This is a genomic window from Agromyces marinus, assembly GCF_021442325.1.
GTDB classification, from domain to species: domain Bacteria; phylum Actinomycetota; class Actinomycetes; order Actinomycetales; family Microbacteriaceae; genus Agromyces; species Agromyces marinus.
Genome location: NZ_CP087879.1, coordinates 2,026,844 through 2,043,754, shown reverse-complemented (window position 1 = coordinate 2,043,754; position 16,911 = coordinate 2,026,844). Strand labels below are relative to the sequence as shown.

Annotated in this window: 16 protein-coding genes; 14 read left to right on the top strand and 2 right to left on the bottom strand. The window is 72.2% G+C overall.

What is annotated here, in order from left to right; genetic code table 11:
• The 9 genes from DSM26151_RS09560 (at position 1) to DSM26151_RS09520 (ending at position 7,347) form a co-directional block, all read left to right on the top strand.
• Positions 1-1,662, top strand: coding sequence for an FAD-dependent oxidoreductase (locus DSM26151_RS09560; RefSeq protein WP_234659333.1), 1,662 nt, complete (start codon positions 1-3; stop codon positions 1,660-1,662).
• A 63-nt stretch (positions 1,663-1,725) separates the two neighbouring features.
• Positions 1,726-2,640, top strand: a complete 915-nt coding sequence (locus DSM26151_RS09555) for a transposase (protein ID WP_234659332.1) — start codon at positions 1,726-1,728, stop codon at positions 2,638-2,640.
• Between the two features lie 105 nt (positions 2,641-2,745).
• Complete coding sequence (locus DSM26151_RS09550) at positions 2,746-3,981, top strand: CpaF family protein (protein ID WP_234659331.1); 1,236 nt, start codon at positions 2,746-2,748, stop codon at positions 3,979-3,981.
• Positions 3,978-4,841: a type II secretion system F family protein gene (locus tag DSM26151_RS09545; protein ID WP_234659330.1), complete on the top strand. Its 864-nt coding sequence runs from the start codon at positions 3,978-3,980 to the stop codon at positions 4,839-4,841. Before DSM26151_RS09550 ends, DSM26151_RS09545 begins: the two co-directional genes overlap by 4 nt.
• Positions 4,829-5,776: a type II secretion system F family protein gene (locus DSM26151_RS09540; RefSeq protein WP_234659329.1), complete on the top strand. Its 948-nt coding sequence runs from the start codon at positions 4,829-4,831 to the stop codon at positions 5,774-5,776. Before DSM26151_RS09545 ends, DSM26151_RS09540 begins: the two co-directional genes overlap by 13 nt.
• Positions 5,777-5,860: 84 nt before the next feature.
• Complete coding sequence (locus tag DSM26151_RS09535; protein WP_407650928.1) at positions 5,861-6,028, top strand: hypothetical protein; 168 nt, start codon at positions 5,861-5,863, stop codon at positions 6,026-6,028.
• A 53-nt stretch (positions 6,029-6,081) separates the two neighbouring features.
• Complete coding sequence (locus DSM26151_RS09530) at positions 6,082-6,411, top strand: TadE/TadG family type IV pilus assembly protein (RefSeq protein ID WP_326491015.1); 330 nt, start codon at positions 6,082-6,084, stop codon at positions 6,409-6,411.
• Entirely contained in the window at positions 6,386-6,871 is a 486-nt protein-coding gene (locus DSM26151_RS09525) for a TadE family protein (RefSeq protein ID WP_234659327.1), read from the top strand. The genes DSM26151_RS09530 and DSM26151_RS09525 overlap by 26 nt, the downstream gene beginning before the upstream one ends.
• Complete coding sequence (locus DSM26151_RS09520) at positions 6,868-7,347, top strand: pilus assembly protein TadG-related protein (protein WP_234659326.1); 480 nt, start codon at positions 6,868-6,870, stop codon at positions 7,345-7,347. Before DSM26151_RS09525 ends, DSM26151_RS09520 begins: the two co-directional genes overlap by 4 nt.
• Before the next feature lie 120 nt (positions 7,348-7,467).
• Here the strand turns inward: DSM26151_RS09520 and DSM26151_RS09515 are convergent, their stop codons facing one another.
• A complete protein-coding gene (locus DSM26151_RS09515; RefSeq protein ID WP_234659325.1) occupies positions 7,468-10,569 on the bottom strand; it encodes a M14 family metallopeptidase in 3,102 nt (1,033 codons plus the stop codon).
• Positions 10,570-10,787: 218 nt separating this feature from the next.
• Entirely contained in the window at positions 10,788-12,131 is a 1,344-nt protein-coding gene (locus tag DSM26151_RS09510; protein ID WP_234659324.1) for an MFS transporter, read from the bottom strand.
• A gap of 48 nt (positions 12,132-12,179) precedes the next feature.
• Here DSM26151_RS09510 and prfB point away from each other — a divergent pair, with 48 nt between their 5' ends.
• The 5 genes from prfB to DSM26151_RS09485 all read left to right on the top strand — a co-directional run bounded on the left by prfB (position 12,180) and on the right by DSM26151_RS09485 (position 16,903).
• On the top strand, positions 12,180-13,289 hold the full coding sequence (gene prfB / locus DSM26151_RS09505; protein ID WP_234659323.1) for a peptide chain release factor 2: 1,110 nt from the start codon (positions 12,180-12,182) through the stop codon (positions 13,287-13,289).
• A 64-nt stretch (positions 13,290-13,353) separates the two neighbouring features.
• A complete protein-coding gene (gene ftsE / locus DSM26151_RS09500; protein ID WP_234659322.1) occupies positions 13,354-14,625 on the top strand; it encodes a cell division ATP-binding protein FtsE in 1,272 nt (423 codons plus the stop codon).
• A complete protein-coding gene (ftsX, locus tag DSM26151_RS09495; protein WP_234659321.1) occupies positions 14,622-15,533 on the top strand; it encodes a permease-like cell division protein FtsX in 912 nt (303 codons plus the stop codon). The genes ftsE and ftsX overlap by 4 nt, the downstream gene beginning before the upstream one ends.
• A 114-nt stretch (positions 15,534-15,647) precedes the next feature.
• Positions 15,648-16,124 carry an SsrA-binding protein SmpB gene (smpB, locus tag DSM26151_RS09490; protein WP_234659320.1) on the top strand — a complete coding sequence of 159 codons (477 nt, stop codon included), beginning with the start codon at positions 15,648-15,650 and terminating at the stop codon, positions 16,122-16,124.
• A 41-nt stretch (positions 16,125-16,165) separates the two neighbouring features.
• Positions 16,166-16,903 (top strand): tyrosine-protein phosphatase, encoded by a 738-nt coding sequence (locus DSM26151_RS09485; protein WP_234659319.1) that lies wholly within the window; start codon positions 16,166-16,168, stop codon positions 16,901-16,903.
• Positions 16,904-16,911: the final 8 nt, after the last annotated feature.

Genomic DNA, 16,911 nt, shown 5'->3' with positions numbered 1-16,911 from the left:
ATGGCCAAGCCGGTGATCATGACCGTGGACGACGAACCGCAGGTGCTCAGCGCGATCGCCCGCGACCTGTCGGCTCGCTACCGGGACGACTACCGGATCGTGCGCGCCGGGTCCGGCGCCGACGCGCTGGACGCGGTGCAGGGCTTCAAGCGGCGCGGTGATCGGGTCGCGCTGTTCCTGGTCGACCAGCGGATGCCGGGCATGACCGGCACCGAGTTCCTGGCCGAGGCGCTCACCCTGTACCCCGACGCCAAGCGCGTCCTGCTGACCGCGTACGCCGACACGAGCGCCGCGATCACGAGCATCAACTCGCTCGACCTCGACTACTACCTGCTCAAGCCCTGGGACCCGCCGGAGGAACGGCTCTACCCGGTCATCGACGAGCTCGTCGACGACTGGCGGGCGAACACGCCCCCGCTGTACGAGGGCATCCGGGTCGCCGGGACGCTGTGGTCGCCGACGACGCACGTGGTCAAGGACTTCCTCGCGCGCAGCCAGATCCCATACCAGTGGCTCGACATCGAGAAGAACGACGGCGCCCGTGCGCTCGTCGAGGCGTCGAGCGACGGGATGCACCGCCTTCCGGTGGTGTTCCTGCCCGACGGCACGACGCTGTTCTGCCCGAGCCTGCACGAACTCGCTGAACGCATCGGCCTGCGCGCCCCGGCGCAGCAACCGTTCTACGACCTGATCGTCATCGGCGCCGGCCCGGCCGGGCTCGCGGCCGCCGTGTACGGCGCGTCGGAGGGTCTTCGGACCGCGGTCGTCGAACGCGAGGTCCCGGGCGGGCAGGCCGGCACGAGCTCCCGCATCGAGAACTACCTCGGGTTCCCGCACGGCATCAGCGGTGCCGACCTCGCCAGGCGGGCGGTCACGCAGGCGCGCCGGCTCGGAGCGGAGATCCTGAGTCCCCTGTCGGTCACCGCGATCCGGGTCGAGGACTCCTACAAGATCGTCGAACTCGACGACGGCAGCGAACTGCGCTCCCGGGCGCTCGTGCTCGCGACGGGCGTCGAGGCGCGCGTGCTCGGCATCCCGGGCGAGGAACGCCTGCTCGGGGCATCCGTCTACTACGGCGCGGCCGCCTCCGAGGCGATGGCCTATTCGGGGCGGCGGGTGGTCGTCGTCGGCGGCGCGAACTCGGCCGGCCAGGGCGCGATGTTCCTGTCGCGCTACGCGGCCGAGGTGGTGATCCTGGTGAGGAAGGACGGCCTCGAGTCGTCGATGTCGCGCTACCTGATCGACCAGATCGAGGCCGCGCCCAACGTCACGGTCCGCGCGCACAGCCGCGTCGTCGCACTCGCAGGCGACGATCGCCTCGAGTCGATGACCGTCGCCGACACGCGCGAGGGAACCGAGTTCGAGCTCGCCGCCGACGCGATGTTCGTGTTCATCGGGGCGGTGCCGGGCACCGACCTCGTGCGCGGGCTCGTCGAACTGGACGAACACGGATTCGTGCTCACCGGGACCGACCTCGTCCACGAGGGGCGGCGGCCGCACGGCTGGACGCCCAATCGCGACCCGTTCCCGCTCGAGGCGAGCATCCCCGGCGTGTTCGCCGCGGGCGACGTGCGTCACGACGTCATGCGGCGCGTGGCATCCGCCGTCGGCCAGGGCGCCGTCGCCGTCAACGTCGTCCACAAGTACCTCGAGACCGTCTGAGCGCACGCGTTCGAGCGGGCTCGAGCGCATGCGGCGCGCGCCCGCGCGCGGCATGATGGGGGCGTGGCGGCTGGAGACGCGCTCGGCGAGGCGGCGGACGCGCTGTACGCGCTCGTCCCGGAGGAGTTCACGGCGGCGCGCAACGCGCGCACGGCCGCGGCGAAGGCCGCGGGCGATCCCGCGCTCGCGAAGGGGATCGGAGCGCTGCGACGCCCGTCACCGGCCGCCTGGATCGTCAACCGCATCGCACGCGACGAGCCCGACCGCCTCGGCGACCTCATCGGCCTCGGCGGTGAGCTCGCCGAGGCCCAGGCCGCTGGCGACGGTCGCGCCCTGACGGCGCTCGCCGCCGAGCGACGCGAGATCGTGGCCGACCTCGTGGCCCTCGGGTCGAGCGTCGCGGATGCCGCGGGCCGTGCTGCTTCGCGCGCCGTGCTCGACGAGGTCGAGCAGACCCTCGTCGCCGCGAGCGTGTCGGCGGATGCCGCGGCCGCCGTCGCGAGCGGGCGACTCGTGCGCTCGCTTCGGGCGGTCGGCACCGAGGTCGACCTCGGCGGTGCGGTCGGCGGCGGCGAGCCCGGGCGGTCGGGGCGGCCGGGCAGGATCCGCGGCCGATCGACCCGTGAGCGAGCGGATGACGGAGCCGCCGCGACTCCGGACGCCGCTGCACGCCGCGCGAGCGACCGCGCCGAGCAGGAGCTGCAGCGCCTGCGCGAACGCGCCGCGACCGACGAACGGGGCCTCGCCGAGGCATCCGCCCGCGTCGACGCCGCAGCCGCCCTCGTCGACGACCTCGAGGCCGAGCGCGACGCGCTCGAGCGTCGTATCTCGGAGGTCCGCACCCGACTCCGCCCCGCCGAACGCGAGGTTCGCATCGCCAGACGCGCCCTGGAGGCGGCGGCGCTCGAAGCCGGGCGATCGGCGGCGGCGCTCGCCGCAGCGTCGGCCGCCGAGCCCCCGGACCGCGCGGGCCCGTAGCGGGCGGGCGGGCGAGGCATGCGCTCGACCGGCGGCCCCGGCGCCCGGGCCGCGGGTGTGGATAAGTTCCGGGGCGTCGGCGCGAGCCTGTCCATGATGGTGGCCATGTCCGAAGCCGTCCGCACGATCGCCGACCGCGTCCGCAGTCGTGTCCTGCGCGACGGCATCGACCTCGGCCGTGACGAGGCGCTCGCCGCCCGGCTCGCGGCCGAAGAGGTGCGCCGGTACGCCGAGCGGGCCCTCGCGGGCACGCATGCCACGCTCGCCGACGAGGCGGGTGCGGCGCGCGAGGTCGTGGCATCCCTCACCGGCTATGGGCCGTTGCAGCCCTTCCTCGACGATCCGGGCGTCGAGGAGATCTGGATCAACGCGCCGACGCGCGTCTTCGTCGCGCGGGCCGGCGTCGCCGAACTGACCACGCTCGTGCTCTCGGATCGCGAGGTGCGCGACCTGGTCGAGCGGATGCTGCAGCACTCCGGTCGACGGGTCGACCTGTCCTCACCGTTCGTCGACGCGTCGCTCCCGGACGGATCGCGCCTGCACGTCGCGATCCCCGACGTCACGCGGGCGCACTGGGCCGTGAACATCCGCAAGTTCCAGCAGCGGATCCGGTCGCTGCCGAGGCTCGTGGAGCTCGGATCGCTCACCCGCCCGGCGGCGGAGTTCCTGCGGATGGGCGTGCTCGCCGGCGCGAACATCCTCGTCTCCGGGGCGACGCACACCGGCAAGACCACGATGCTGAACGCCCTGCTCGCCGCGACCCGCACGGGCGAGCGCATCATCACGGTCGAGGAGACCTTCGAACTCGACGTCGACGCGCGCGACGTCGTCGCGATGCAGTGCCGTCAGCCGAACCTCGAGGGCACGGGCGAGATCACGCTGCGGCGGCTCGTGAAGGAGGCGCTGCGGATGCGCCCCGACCGGCTCGTCGTCGGCGAGGTGCGCGAGGCCGAGAGCCTCGACCTGCTGCTCGCGATGAACTCGGGCGTGCCGGGCATGTGCACGCTGCACGCCAACTCGGCCGCCGACGCGCTCGCGAAGCTGTGCACGCTGCCGTTGCTCGCCGGGCGCAACATCGACTCCGCGTTCGTCGTGCCGACCGTCGCGACCTGCATCGATCTCGTCGTGCACCTGGCCATCGACCGCGACGGGCACCGCCGAGCCGTCGAGATCGCGGCGACCACGGGCGTGACGAGCGGATCCAGGGTCGGGGCCGACACGCTGTTCCGGGTCGATCGGGCCACCGGGCGGCTCGCGCCGACCGGGCTCCGACCCGCGCGCGCGACCAAGTTCGAGGCCGCCGGGCTCGATCCCGAGATCGTGCTGGGGGATGCCGCGTGAGCCTCGTCCTCGGCGCGATGCTCGGCGTCGGCCTGCTGCTCGTGGCCTCCCCGTTCCTCTGGCCGCGGGGCGTCGAGGTCGCGCCGCGCGGGCGCGGGCTCGCCGATGCCGTCCGCGACGAGTTCGCGCTGGCCGGCCTCCCGGGCTCCCCGATCGCGGCCGCCGTCGCCGTGGGCATCGTGCTCGCGGTGGTCGCCGCCGCGGCCGCGCAGGCCGTGTTCGGCGTCCCCGTGATCGCGCTCGTCGCAGCGGTGCTCGGCGCTGCGATCGTGCCGATGCTCGTCAGGGCCAGGGCGAACCGCCGGCGCGCGGCCAACCGCGCGATCTGGCCGGACGTGGTCGACCACCTCGTCTCGAGCGTGCGTGCGGGCATGAACCTGCCCGACGCGATCGCCGCGCTCGGCGAACTCGGCCCATCCGCGACACGGGGCTCGTTCGCCGGGTTCGACGACGAGTTCCGCCGCACCGGCGACTTCGGGTCGGCGATCGACGCGCTGAAGGCGCGCCTGGCCGACCCGGTGGCCGACCGGATCCTCGAGACGCTCCGGATGGCGCGTGAGGTCGGCGGGACCGACCTCACGTCCGTGCTGCGCGGGCTCGCCGCGTACCTCAGGGAGGACGCCGCGCTGCGCGCGGAGGTCGTCGCCCGCCAGTCGTGGATCCGCAGTGCCGCGATGCTCGGCGTGGCCGCGCCGTGGCTCGTCCTGTGCGTGCTCGCGACCCGTCCCGAGACGCTCGCGGCCTACGACTCGCCCGCGGGCACCGCCCTGATCCTCGCCGGTGCCGCGGTGACGTTCGTCGCCTACCGACTGATGCTCGGCCTCGGCCGACTGCCCGAGGAGCGTCGATGGTTCACCTGAGCGCGACCCCGCTCGCGGCGATCGCGCTCGGTGCGCTGCTCGGGCTCGGACTGTGGCTCGTCGCGGCATCCGTTCCGCGCATCGGCCGCGCGAGGCTCGTCGACCGCGTGGCGCCGTACATCACCGACTTCTCCGCCGAGGCGCGCGCGATGCGCGCACCGGTGCCGGCCGATCCCGGGTCGGTGCTCGCGATGCTGGTCCTGCCCGCCGCGCGACGCGCCCGCGACCTGATGGCCTCGGTGCTCGGCGGCAACGACACGGTCGCGCGGCGCCTGCGGCAGGCAGGGGCGGATGCCACGGTCGAGCGCTTCCGCGGCCGGCAGCTCGTGTGGTCGGCGATCGGGTTCGCGCTCGGCGCGGCGTTCGCGATCGCCGCGCCCACCGTCCAGTCCGCTCCGGTCCCCGTGCGCGCGGCCATCCCGTTCCTGGGTGCGGCGTGCGGTGCCGTGCTCTGCGATTGGATGCTGCAGCGCGCGGCGCGACGACGGATGGCACGCATCACGAGCGAGCTGCCGACGGTGCTGGAGTTCCTGACGTTGAGCCTCACCGCAGGGGAGGGGCTGCTCGACGCGATCCGCCGCGTCGCCCGCACCGGCTCGGGGGAGCTCGCCCGCGAGTTCGGCGGGGTCGTTGCCGCGGTGGGCACGGGCGTACCGCTCGGCGTCGCGCTGGCCGAGGTCCGCGACGGGCTCGACCATGCCGCGCTGACGCGCGCGCTCGACCAGGCCCTCGCGGCGCTCGAGCGCGGTGCGCCGCTCGCCGGGGTCCTCCGCGCGCAGGCGGGCGACGCCCGTGCCGACGCGAAACGGCACCTCATCGAACTCGCGGGCCGGAAGGAGATCGCGATGCTCGTCCCCCTCGTGTTCCTGATCCTTCCCGTGACGATCGCGTTCGCCCTGTTCCCGGGCTACCTCGTCCTCCAGGCGGGGTTCTGATGCCCACCGCGGCGCGGCCCGACGACATGCACGCCGACGACCAGACCCACCCGGCACACGACCGGACCGATGGAAGGAACCCGCATGGCCCGCTGGATCACCCGACGACTCGCCGAGGAACGCGGGGATGTGCCCGGCTGGGTGCTCATCACGCTCATGACCGCCGGACTCGTGGCCGTGCTGTGGGGGCTCGCGGGCCCGGCGCTCTCGGGGGTGTTCGACCAGGCCATGGATCGCGTCGTCGGCTTCTGACCCCGATCGGCGACGAGCGGGGCTCCGCCGTCGCGGAGTTCTCGCTCGTCAGCGTGCTCATCACGGCGCTGCTCGTCGCGGTCATCCAGCTCGCGCTCGCGCTGCACGTGCGCAACACCGTGCTCGACGCGGCGGCCGAGGGCGCACGCTACGCCGCCCTCATGGGGTCCTCGGCCGACGCCGGCGTCTCGCGCACACGAGCGCTCATCGATGCGGCCCTCGCCGAGGGGTTCGCCGACGAGGTCAGTGCGACCACGACGACGATCGCGGGGGCGCCGGCGATCGCCGTCACGGTGCGAACGCGGCTTCCCGTGGTGGGACTCGTCGGCCCCGAGCGCGGGCTGGAGGTGACCGGGCATGCCGCGATCGAGACGTTCGGGTGAATCGCAGCGGATGCCGCGGCGCGCCCTGCACGAGGAGCGCGGGTCGGCATCGCTGGAGTTCCTGACGGTCGGCATGATCCTGCTCGTGCCGCTGGTCTACCTCGTGCTCGCGATCGGCGCCGTCCAGTCGGCCGCGCTCGGCGTCGAGGGCGCGGCGCGCCACGCGGCGCGCGTGGCAGCCCTGCACGCCGCAGGCGGAGGTGCGAACCCGGCCGGAGTCGTGGACCGCGCGGTCCGCGTGAGCCTCGCCGACTACGGGATCGACGCGGGCGCGACATCCGTCGGCTTCGAGTGCGACGGCGCCTGCGATGCGCCCGGCAGCAGGATCCGGGTCCGGGTCGACGCGGCGGTCGCCCTCCCGGTCGTTCCCGCCGTGCTCGTCTCGAACGGCATCGGGTCGGTCCGGGTCGGGGCCGAGGCGACGCAGACGGTCTCGCGCGTGGCCCGGAGCGCACCGTGACCCCGACCCGGCGGCGACCCGGGCCCACCTCGGCGAACCGGCGGGCCGGCCGCGCACCCGATGAGGCGGGCTCGACCCTGCTGTTGACGATCGTGTTCGGGGTCATCGCGCTCGCGCTCGTCCTCGTCGCGGCATCCGCGACCTCGCTCTACCTCGAGCGCAAGCGCCTGTACACGCTCGCCGACGGCGCCGCGCTGGCGGCGGCCGAGGCGTGGCGCATCGACGACGTCCGGGTCGACGGCGACCGGCTCCTGCTCGGGCTCGACGACGCGTCCGTCGGTGCCGCGGCATCCGCATACCTCGCCGACGCCGGTTCCGACCTGCACGGGCTCGAACTCGTGCACGCCCGTACCGACGACCGTCGCGGCGCGACCGTGACCTTGCGCGCGATCTGGCGGGCCCCGCTCTCGACCGAGTTCATCCCGGTCGCCGTTCCCATCGAGGTCACCGCCGACGCGCGTTCGGTGTTCCACTGACGAGGACCGCTCGCGGCGCTGCCGCGGATGCGACGGCGAGCGCCCGCGCACACGAACGACCGGTGACCCGGAGGTCGCCGGCCGTTCGCGATCGGGACCCACCCCGATCAGTCGGAGAGGTCAGTCGAGCAGGTGGTCCAGGGCACGCCCCATCCACTCGGCGCGAACCGCGGCATCGGTGATGCCCTCGAACCCGAATCCGGCGAACAGCGAGCCGGGGGTGGCCACGACCGCAGCCTCCGGGAACCCGCCCGCATCCGCGCGGATGAAGGTGTTCGGGTTGGGCGCGCTGCCCTCGGGCGGACCGGTCAGCTCCCAGCCGTCGAGCCCGGCCTCGAACGAGGTCGTGCCCTCACCGGTCGAGACCTCGATGTCGTCGAAGAAGACGCCGAGACCCTGGGTCGCCCAGTCGCTGATGTACGACAGCGAGATCTCGACCTGGCCGCCCGCATAGGCGCCGAGGTCGACCTCCCACTGCTGCCAGCCGCCGGAGTTGCCGGACGCGGCGTTCCACGCGCCGGTCGACCCGGTCGGCTCGCAGGAGCCGGGCGTCTGGTAGTGGTCGACCTGCGGGTGCAGCACGTTCCACCCGGACAGGCAGCTGTCGCCGGTGTCCTGGGAGGTGTGGCCGTTCAGGTCGGGCAGGGTCGTCCAGTCGTCCTGGCCCGGCGTGTGCGCTTCGACCGCGAGGAAGTCCCAGTGGGCCTCGGTGTCGTAGGACGTCCAGAACGACAGCGTGGCGCCGCCGGCCGGAACGTCGATGGTGCGCATGACCTGCTTGTACGACACATCGCCGAGTTGCGAGTAGACGTAGTAGTCGCCGGTGCGCGGCTCGTACGGTCCACCCGCGCGATCCCAGCGGGCCGCGACCCAACTGTCGAACTGCGGGTAGTCGGCCGGGTCCAGGATGCCGCTCGTCGTGATGAACGAGTTCGTGTGGAACTGGTTCTGGGCGCTGTCGGCGCCGTTGAATCCCCAGCCGAGACCGTCGAGCGGAACGTCCACGCCGAGCGCGTCGAACACGTCGCCCTGGTCGTCAAGTCCGGCCGAGTCGACGGCGAGGTAGGCGCCGAGCCAGTACTGCAGCACGTCGTTCGTGAGGTCACCGGCTCCACCGAGCGGCTTGCACTTGGCCGGCGGCGGTCCGCCGGCGATGCGGCACTGCTCGTTGGCCGACGTCGGGTCGAAGTACTGCGTGCCGACGTTCGGCGTGTACTGGCTGCCCGCCCAGTCGCCCGTGTAGAGCACCCTCCCGCCCTCGTTCATGAAGTCGCGGACGTTCAGGATCTCGTCCATCGCCAGGCGCGAGGCGTTGCCGCCGCCCCAGCCGGGCTCGCGGGTCACGATGTCGTCGCCGGTGTACCAGACGACGGCGTCGAAGTGCGAGAGCACGCCGAGCGCATCCGCCGCGATCCGGCCCCGGGCGTCGACGTCGTAGACGTCGTAGCTCGTTCCGTCCGCGTCGAGCGCGTCGGTGTAGTACGAGAGGTGGTGCGGCCCGGCGGCCTGCACCGGTGACGCGCCCGTGTAGTCCTCGGCCGCGAGCACGAGCACGTCGGCGCCCGACTCCGAGACGGCTTCGTAGGTGAACGAATCGCTCGTCTCGCCGCCGCCCTCGAACCAGACCTCGACGCTGTCGCCGGGGTCGGTGCCCGTCACCGTGCCGCTCATGACCCGGTAGTAGACGTCGGTCGAGCCGCCGTAGCGGTCGCCGCCGTCCCACTCCGCCGTGGGCGCGCTCTGCGCCGGACCGCTGTTGATCGAGTACTTCACGGTGACGTCGCCGAGACTGCGCTTGGCGAGCACGCGCACCTCCTGCGGGTCGCCGTAGGAGTGCTCGAACGTGAAGTTCGCCTGCGGCAGCCCGGTCTTGTAGTCGTCGTCGCTCTGCAGGTAGAACGGCTCGGTCTCGATGCCGAGGTGCGACACCGGGTCGTCCGGGTCGACCGCCGACTTCGCGACATCCGTCGAGAACGGCAGGACGCGCTCGAACTCGGCCTGCACGAGCGCCTCGTCGTCGGGGAAGACGAATCCGCCTCCGCTGTCGCCGTCGCTCAGCTCGGGCGTCCACGCGAGCGTTCCGTGCTCCACGTGCGCGTAGTCGGTCGTCTCACCGTTCGTCACGTACAGCACGTCGGAGGACAGGCCCGGCTCGTAGCCGTCGATCGCGGGGGTGTCGAGGTTGCCCGACAGGGCGTAGTAGATCGGGTCGTCCGCGCTGGGTGTTCCGACCTGCCACCCCTCGGGGTAGAGGAGGTACTCGCCGAACGAGTGCCAGTTGACCTGGAACTCCGGATTCGCCCGTTCGAGGAGCGCCATCATCGCCTGCGTCTCGGGCTCCGACCCCCCGGACGGGCCGCGGTAGGTGGCGCTCGAGATCTGCGACGACGACCCCTCCTCGTCGTAGGCGAAGTGCTCGGGATAGTTGCGGTTCGGGTCGACGCCGTCGGCGCCGGTGATGACGCCGTCGCCGTCGTTGTCCCTGAGGTTCTTCCGCCAGAGCCGTTCCTCATCGAACGTGTACTGGTAGCCGTCGGGGTTGGCCACCACGAGGAACCAGAGCTCGGTCGACTTCAGGAGGTTCTTGACCTCCTTGTCGTTCGCGCGCCACGCGTCGATGTACCAGTTCAGCAGCCGCCGGTTGGTCTCGGTCGAGATCCATTCGCGCGCGTGCTGGGTCGAGCTGTAGAGCACCGCCGGCCGCGACCCGTCCTGCTGGCCCCTCGCGCCCTGCGTGAGCTTGAGCGCGATGATCTCGCGGCCTTCGTAGGTGTGGCCGAGCACGACGAGCTTGACGAGTTGCGGGTTCTGCTTCGCGAGTCGGTAGAGTTCGTCGCGGATGCCGCCCGGCTCGTCGAACGAGCGCCAGACGTCGAACCCGTGGGCCGACTGCTCCTGCGCCATCTGCTTGGCGGACTTGCCGTCCTTGTTCTTCTTGACCTTCACGGCGACACCGCGCTCGGCGAGTCCCTCGGCCTCGCTCTCGGTGAGGATGAGATCCAGCGCCACACCCTTGCCCGAGGCCCGCGTGGCGGCGATGTCGAGTCCGGAGTTCGCCAGGTCGGCGGCCTGGTCGGCGCTGACCTCCGCCGTGTACATGTCGAGCGCTCCGACGTCGTCCTCGGCGGCATTGGCGCCGATGGGACTCAGCATCGCTGCGACGACCGCGGCCGCAGCGGTTCCGAGGGCGATCCGGGTTCGGGTGGAACGGTTTCCAGTCATGACGACCCCTCCGGTCCGTCTTCCGGCCAGAGGGGATTGGTGACGACGACGTTGTGCGTACCAAGCTCGCCACGCTTCTGGCGCCTGCGGACCCTACGGGCCACCTTGGCCGTGCGCGTCGCCTGCTGTCAAGAGCCGAGTCGAGGATTCATCGATTCCGCACGCGGACGCTCGCGCAGGGCCACCGGGCGCCACGTCGGCGGCACGACGGCGGTGGGTCAGGTGTCGGCGGTGGGGGTCCAGGCGGCGTCGGGTTCGGGCGGCGGTTCGGGCGACGGATGCCGCGGCGAGCGCGGCACGTACCGCGGGATCCAGCGCCACAGCATGCCCGCGCCGATGAGGCCGACGACGCCCATCGCGGCGGCAGCCGCCATGAGCGAGAGGGCCGAGGTGAGGCCCGCGATCGCGAGCGGCGCGGCCGCGCCGCCGGCGTCGGCGATGGTGCGGAACGCCCCGAGGAACGGGGCGGGATGCGCGGAGGGCGCGAGGTCGGCGCCGAGCGTGAGGATGACGCCCGAGGAGAGGCCGTTCGCCACCCCGAGGAGCATGGTGATGCCCGTGAACCACGCGATCGCACCGGGGACGTCGTGCGTGACCGCGAGCACGAGGTGGCCGACCGAGAGCCCCACGAGTCCGGGGATGGCGCTCCAGAGCCGGCCGTGGCGGTCCATGACGTGCCCGCTGACGTAGAACAGGGTGAAGTCGACCGCGGCGGCGATGCCGATCACGAGCGCCGCGGCATCCGGCCGCATGCCGAGCGAGACCGCCCACAGCGGGATGATCACGGTCCGGCTCGCGCGGAGCGCGGCCAGCAGGCCCACTCCGGTGCCGACGCGGGCGAGCACCGCGCGGTACGCGACGATGGTGTGGCGGATGCCGCCGGCGGCATCCGCTCGGGCCCGGTCGGCGACCGATCCGTCGGTGCCGGCGGCCGGTCCGGCCGCGACCTCGGCGCGCGCCCGCGCGGCAGCACCGAACACGCGCTCGGGGTCGGGCAGGACGAGCAGGACCGCCACGACGGCGGCGCACGCGGCGACCAGGACCCAGAACACCGCGGTCGCGGAGCCGGTCCAGGCGATGATGGCGGCCGCGGCGAAGGGCCCGATCGCCCACCCGCCGCGGAACACCCCGGCGAGGGTCGACAGTGCGCGGGCGCGCACCCGCGGCGGCACGTAGCTCGTGAGGAACGCGTGCCGCGCCAGGCCGAACACGGCGGTGGCCAGGCCGAGCAGGAACACCCCGATCGCGAGCGCGGTCGTCGTCGGGACGACCAGGGCGAGCAGCGTTCCCGCCGAGGCGAGTGCCGACGCCGCGATCATCGCCGCGCGTTCGCCGATGCGCGCCACGAGCCATCCGGCGGGGAGGTCGCCGACGAGGTTGCCGACCATGAGCATCGCCGCGATGAGCCCGGCGAGTGCGAGCGATGCGCCGCGGTCGGTCGCGACGACCGGGATGACGGGCACGAGGGCGCCCTCGCCGAGCGAGAACAGCAGCGTCGGCAGGTACGCGGGGAGGATGATCGAGCGCCACGAGAACGGGTGGTGCGCGGCGACGGAAGGCATCGGGCACGATGTTACGCTCCCGGCCGAGGCCACTAGGCTGAGTGGGCCATGTTGGATCTTGACCTCTCGCAGGAGATCGCCGCGCTGCGATCCACCTTCAGCGACATCCGTGCCGTCGTCGACGTCGATGCCCTCCGGGCCGACATCGCCCGCCTCTCCGAGGAGGCCGGAGCACCCGACCTCTGGGACGACGTGGACCACGCGCAGAAGGTCACGTCGGCGCTCAGCCACCGGCAGACCGAGCTCAAGCGCGTCACCGACCTCGAGCAACGCCTCGACGACCTCGATGTGCTCGTCGAGCTCGCCCTCGAGATGGACGACGCCGACTCGGCAGAGGAGGCCCGGCAGGAGCTCGCGGCGCTCACCGAGGTCGTCGGCCAGCTCGAGGTGCAGACCCTGCTCGACGGCGAGTACGACGGCCGCGGCGCGGTCGTCACCATCCGCTCGGGCGCCGGCGGCGACGACGCGACCGACTTCGCCGAGATGCTCATGCGCATGTACCTGCGCTGGGCGGAGCGCCACAAGTACCCGGTCAAGGTCATGGACACCTCCTACGCCGAGGGCGCGGGCATCAAGTCGGCCACGTTCGAGATCGACGTGCCGTACGCCTACGGCACGCTCTCGGTCGAGGCGGGCACGCACCGCCTCGCGCGCATCAGCCCGTTCGGCTCCGCCGACAAGCGGCAGACGAGCTTCGCCGCGGTCGAGGTCATCCCGGTGATGGAGGAGGCCGTCGAGGTCGACATCCCCGAGAACGACATCCGCGTCGACGTGTTCCGCTCCTCGGGCCCCGGCGGGCAGTCGGTCAACACGACCGACTCGGCCGTGCGCCTCACGCACATCCCGACCGGCATCGTCGTGTCGATGCAGAACGAGAAGTCGCAGATCCAGAACCGCGCCGCGGCCATGCGGGTCCTCCAGACCCGTCTGCTCCTGCTCAAGAAGGAGGAGGAGGCGGCGAAGAAGAAGGAGCTCGCGGGCGTCATCACGGCGAGCTGGGGCGACCAGATGCGCTCCTACTTCCTCTACGGCCAGCAGCTCGTCAAGGACCTCCGCACGGGCTACGAGGTCGGCAACCCGGCGACCGTGTTCGACGGCGACCTCGACGGGTTGATCGCGGCCGGCATCAAGTGGCGCAAGCAGAAGCACGACGACTGAGCGCCGCCCCGATTCCCGGTGTCGCTGGCCCGAATCGTCGAACCACCGCCTACGCTCGAACCCGATGATCCGCTTCGACTCCGTCACCAAGTCCTACCCCGGGCAGACCCGACCCGCCCTCGACGGCGTCACGGTCGAGATCCTGCGCGGTGAGTTCGTCTTCCTCGTCGGCGCCTCGGGCTCGGGCAAGTCGAGCTTCCTGCGCTTGATCCTCAAGGAGGAGAAGCCCAGCGCGGGTCGCATCCACGTCCTCGGCCAGGAGCTGCGCACGATCTCGACGCGCAAGATCCCCTACTTCCGGCGCAGTCTCGGCGTCGTCTTCCAGGACTTCCGGCTGCTGCCGAACAAGACCGTGTTCGACAACGTGGCGTTCGCGCTGCGCGTGATCGGCAAGTCGCGCGGCTACATCCAGTCGGCGGTTCCCGAGACCCTGAAGCTGGTCGGTCTCGACGGCAAGGGCAAGCGGATGCCGCACGAGCTCTCGGGCGGCGAGCAGCAGCGCGTCGCCATCGCGCGCGCGATCGTGAACAAGCCGCAGATCCTCCTGGCCGACGAGCCGACGGGCAACCTCGACCCGGTGACGAGCGCGGGCATCATGACGCTGCTCGAACGCATCAACGCCTCCGGGACGACCGTCGTCATGGCCACGCACGAGGCGGGCATCGTCGACCAGATGCAGCGCCGGGTGATCGAACTCAGCGCGGGCGAGGTGGTGCGCGACGAGCGCAGCGCCGGGTACGCGGTCGCCGGTGACGGACTCGGCGGCGATGCCGAGTCGGTCGACGAGGGCGCGGTGCCCGCGGATCGTGCGGCCGCGGCGCTCGCGGCGATCGGGACGGATGCCGCGGCCGACGAGCAACCGGATGCGGAGCCCGACGCCGACGGCGAAACCGGTGCCGACGGCGATGTGCGCGCCGACGGAGATGTGCGCGCCGACGGAGATGCGCGCGCCGACGGAGATTCGCGCGCCGAGGAGGCTTCCGCCGTGGCGGCCGCCGAGTCGGCACCGGAGGCGACGGTGCAGTCGGCGGCGCCGAAGGTCTCGGCCGACGTCATGCGCGACGCGCCGCCGCTGTACACCGAGCCCGAGGAGCGCGACGACGTGACCGACGAGGCCGCCGAGATCACGGCGGCCGCGACCATGCCGATCGAGCCGCTGCCGGGCGCCGAAGCCGGCGAACCCGACGCGGAACCCGACGCAGGGCCGCCCGGTCGGCCCGCATCGCCCGCCGGGGCGAAGTCGGCGCACCTGACCCTCGCGGAGCGGCTCGGGCTGCGCAGCCCCGCCGGCCCGCGCGCGGGCGATGACGAGCAGGAAGTGGGGCCGGTCAAGTGAGGTTCGGACTCGTGCTCGCCGAGGCGGCGAACGGCCTCAGGCGCAACGCCACCATGGTCATCTCGGTCGTGCTCGTCACGTTCGTGTCGCTGACGTTCGTCGGGGCGGCCGCGCTCATGCAGCTGCAGATCGCGCAGATGCGCGGCTACTGGTACGACCGCGCCCAGGTCGCGGTGTACCTGTGCACCGCGGTTTCGACCGCGGAGGGATGCATCGACGGCGAGGCGACGCTCGAGCAGAAGGACGCCGTCGAGGCGCAACTGCGCGGCGACACGCTCGCGCCCTTCATCGGCGAGTTCTACTTCGAGAACCGCGACCAGGCGTACGAGAACTTCCAGGCCCAGTTCGAGGGGACCCCGGCCGCCGAGTACGTCACGCCCGACGTGCTCAACGAGACGTTCTGGGTGAACCTCGTCGACCCGTCGCAGGCCGACGTGCTCGTCGAGAGCCTGTCGGGCACGGCCGGGGTCGAGCAGGTGGTCGACCAGCGCCGCTACCTCGACCAGATCTTCGACGTGCTGAACGCCGCGAGCTACTCGGCGATCACGGTCGCCGCGATCATGCTCGTGGCCGCGGCGCTGCTGATCGCCACGACGATCCGCCTGTCGGCGTTCTCGCGCCGCAAGGAGCTCGGCATCATGCGGCTCGTCGGCGCGTCGAACCGGTTCATCCAGACCCCGTTCGTGCTCGAGGGGATCTTCGCCGGCCTCATCGGGTCGCTGCTCGCGGGCGGCGCGGTGGTCGCGATCGTGCACTTCTTCGTCCAGGGCTACCTGGTCGACTCGCTGTCGTTCACCTTCGTGGACCTCGGCGACGCGTTGCTCGTCGTGCCGTTGCTGATCGTCGTCGGCGTGCTGCTCGCGGCGGCGTCCGCCGCGATCGCGATCCGGAGGTACCTGCGGGTCTGACGCGTGGCGCGGCCGAGCCCCGCCGGGCGGGCAGCGGATGCCGCGGCCGCCGCTAGACTGAATGGCTCGCCGGCGACCGCCGCCGGCATCCGTCATCGAAGCGAGGAGTGGACCGTGCCCAAGGAACGCGGTGAGAAGGTCGTGGCGACCAACCGCAAGGCGCGCCACGACTACCTGATCGAGGACACCTACGAGGCCGGCATCGTGCTCTCGGGCACCGAGGTGAAGTCGCTCCGCCAGGGCCGGGCGTCGCTCGTCGACGGGTACGCCTTCATCGACGGCGGCGAGATCTGGCTCGACGCGGTGCACATCCCCGAGTACACGCAGGGCACGTGGAACAACCACGCCCCGCGACGCAAGCGCAAGCTCCTGATGCACAAGCAGGAGATCGTGAAGATCAGCCACAAGACCAAGGACGGCGGCTACACGCTCATCCCGTTGTCGCTGTACTTCAAGGACGGGCGCGCGAAGGTCGAACTCGCGGTCGCCAAGGGCAAGAAGGAGTACGACAAGCGCCAGGCGCTGCGCGAGCGACAGGACAAGCGCGAGGCCGATCGCGCGATGGCCTCCCGGCGTCATCTCGGCGAGTAGTTCCCCGGCTCCGGTCGGCGGGTCGGGTTAGACTCCGCGTCGTGGAGATCTCGACGCGCATCCCGGTGCCGGGCACCTACAACTTCCGCGACGTCGGCGGGCTTCCGGCACGTGGCGGCAGCGTCCGCTACGGCCGCCTGTTCCGTTCCGACGGACTGCACCGGCTCGGCGAGGAGGGGCGCGACGCCCTCCGCAGGCTCGAGGTCGGCGTGGTCGTCGACCTGCGCGACGAGAACGAGTCGCGCCTGATGCCCGACGACATCTCGGGGCTCGAGATCGAGGTGCTCCAGCTGCCCGTGTTCGAGGGCTCAGGCGCCTCGCAGGGCGAGCGCGGCATCTCGCTCGACGAGCTGTACCATCGCATCCTCACGCGGCACGCGGGTGTCGTCGTCCAGGTGCTCCGAGAGATCTCGTCCGCCGGGGACCGGGCCGTGGTCGTGCACTGCACGGCGGGCAAGGACCGCACGGGCATCGTGGTCGCGCTCGCACTGCTCGCGGCCGGCGTCGATCGGGAGTCGGTCATCGCCGACTACGTGGTGACCGAGTCGCTGCTCGCGGGGGAGTGGCTCGAGGAGATGGTCACGCTCATCGGCCGGTACGGCATCCCCGACACTCCCGAGCTGCGCACCCTCATGGGCGGAAGCCCGCGTGCGGCGATCGAGTCCGCGCTCGACGAGGTCGAGCGGCGGCACGGCTCGGTGCGCGAGTTCCTCGTCGCATCGGGCCTCGACGACGCCGAGCTGCGGGCGTTGGAGTCCTGGCTCGTCGAGCGCGACTGAGCGCGCCC

Excerpts from the sequence above, each read along its gene's own strand:
- DSM26151_RS09560 (WP_234659333.1), top strand. The coding sequence starts at position 1 with ATGGCCAAGCCGGTGATCATGACCGTGGACGACGAACCGCAGGTGCTC.
- DSM26151_RS09550 (WP_234659331.1), top strand. The coding sequence starts at position 2,746 with ATGTCCGAAGCCGTCCGCACGATCGCCGACCGCGTCCGCAGTCGTGTC.
- DSM26151_RS09540 (WP_234659329.1), top strand. The coding sequence starts at position 4,829 with ATGGTTCACCTGAGCGCGACCCCGCTCGCGGCGATCGCGCTCGGTGCG.
- DSM26151_RS09535 (WP_407650928.1), top strand. The coding sequence starts at position 5,861 with ATGGCCCGCTGGATCACCCGACGACTCGCCGAGGAACGCGGGGATGTG.
- DSM26151_RS09525 (WP_234659327.1), top strand. The coding sequence starts at position 6,386 with ATGCCGCGATCGAGACGTTCGGGTGAATCGCAGCGGATGCCGCGGCGC.
- DSM26151_RS09515 (WP_234659325.1), bottom strand. The coding sequence starts at position 10,569 with ATGACTGGAAACCGTTCCACCCGAACCCGGATCGCCCTCGGAACCGCT.
- DSM26151_RS09510 (WP_234659324.1), bottom strand. The coding sequence starts at position 12,131 with ATGCCTTCCGTCGCCGCGCACCACCCGTTCTCGTGGCGCTCGATCATC.
- prfB (WP_234659323.1), top strand. The coding sequence starts at position 12,180 with ATGTTGGATCTTGACCTCTCGCAGGAGATCGCCGCGCTGCGATCCACC.
- ftsE (WP_234659322.1), top strand. The coding sequence starts at position 13,354 with ATGATCCGCTTCGACTCCGTCACCAAGTCCTACCCCGGGCAGACCCGA.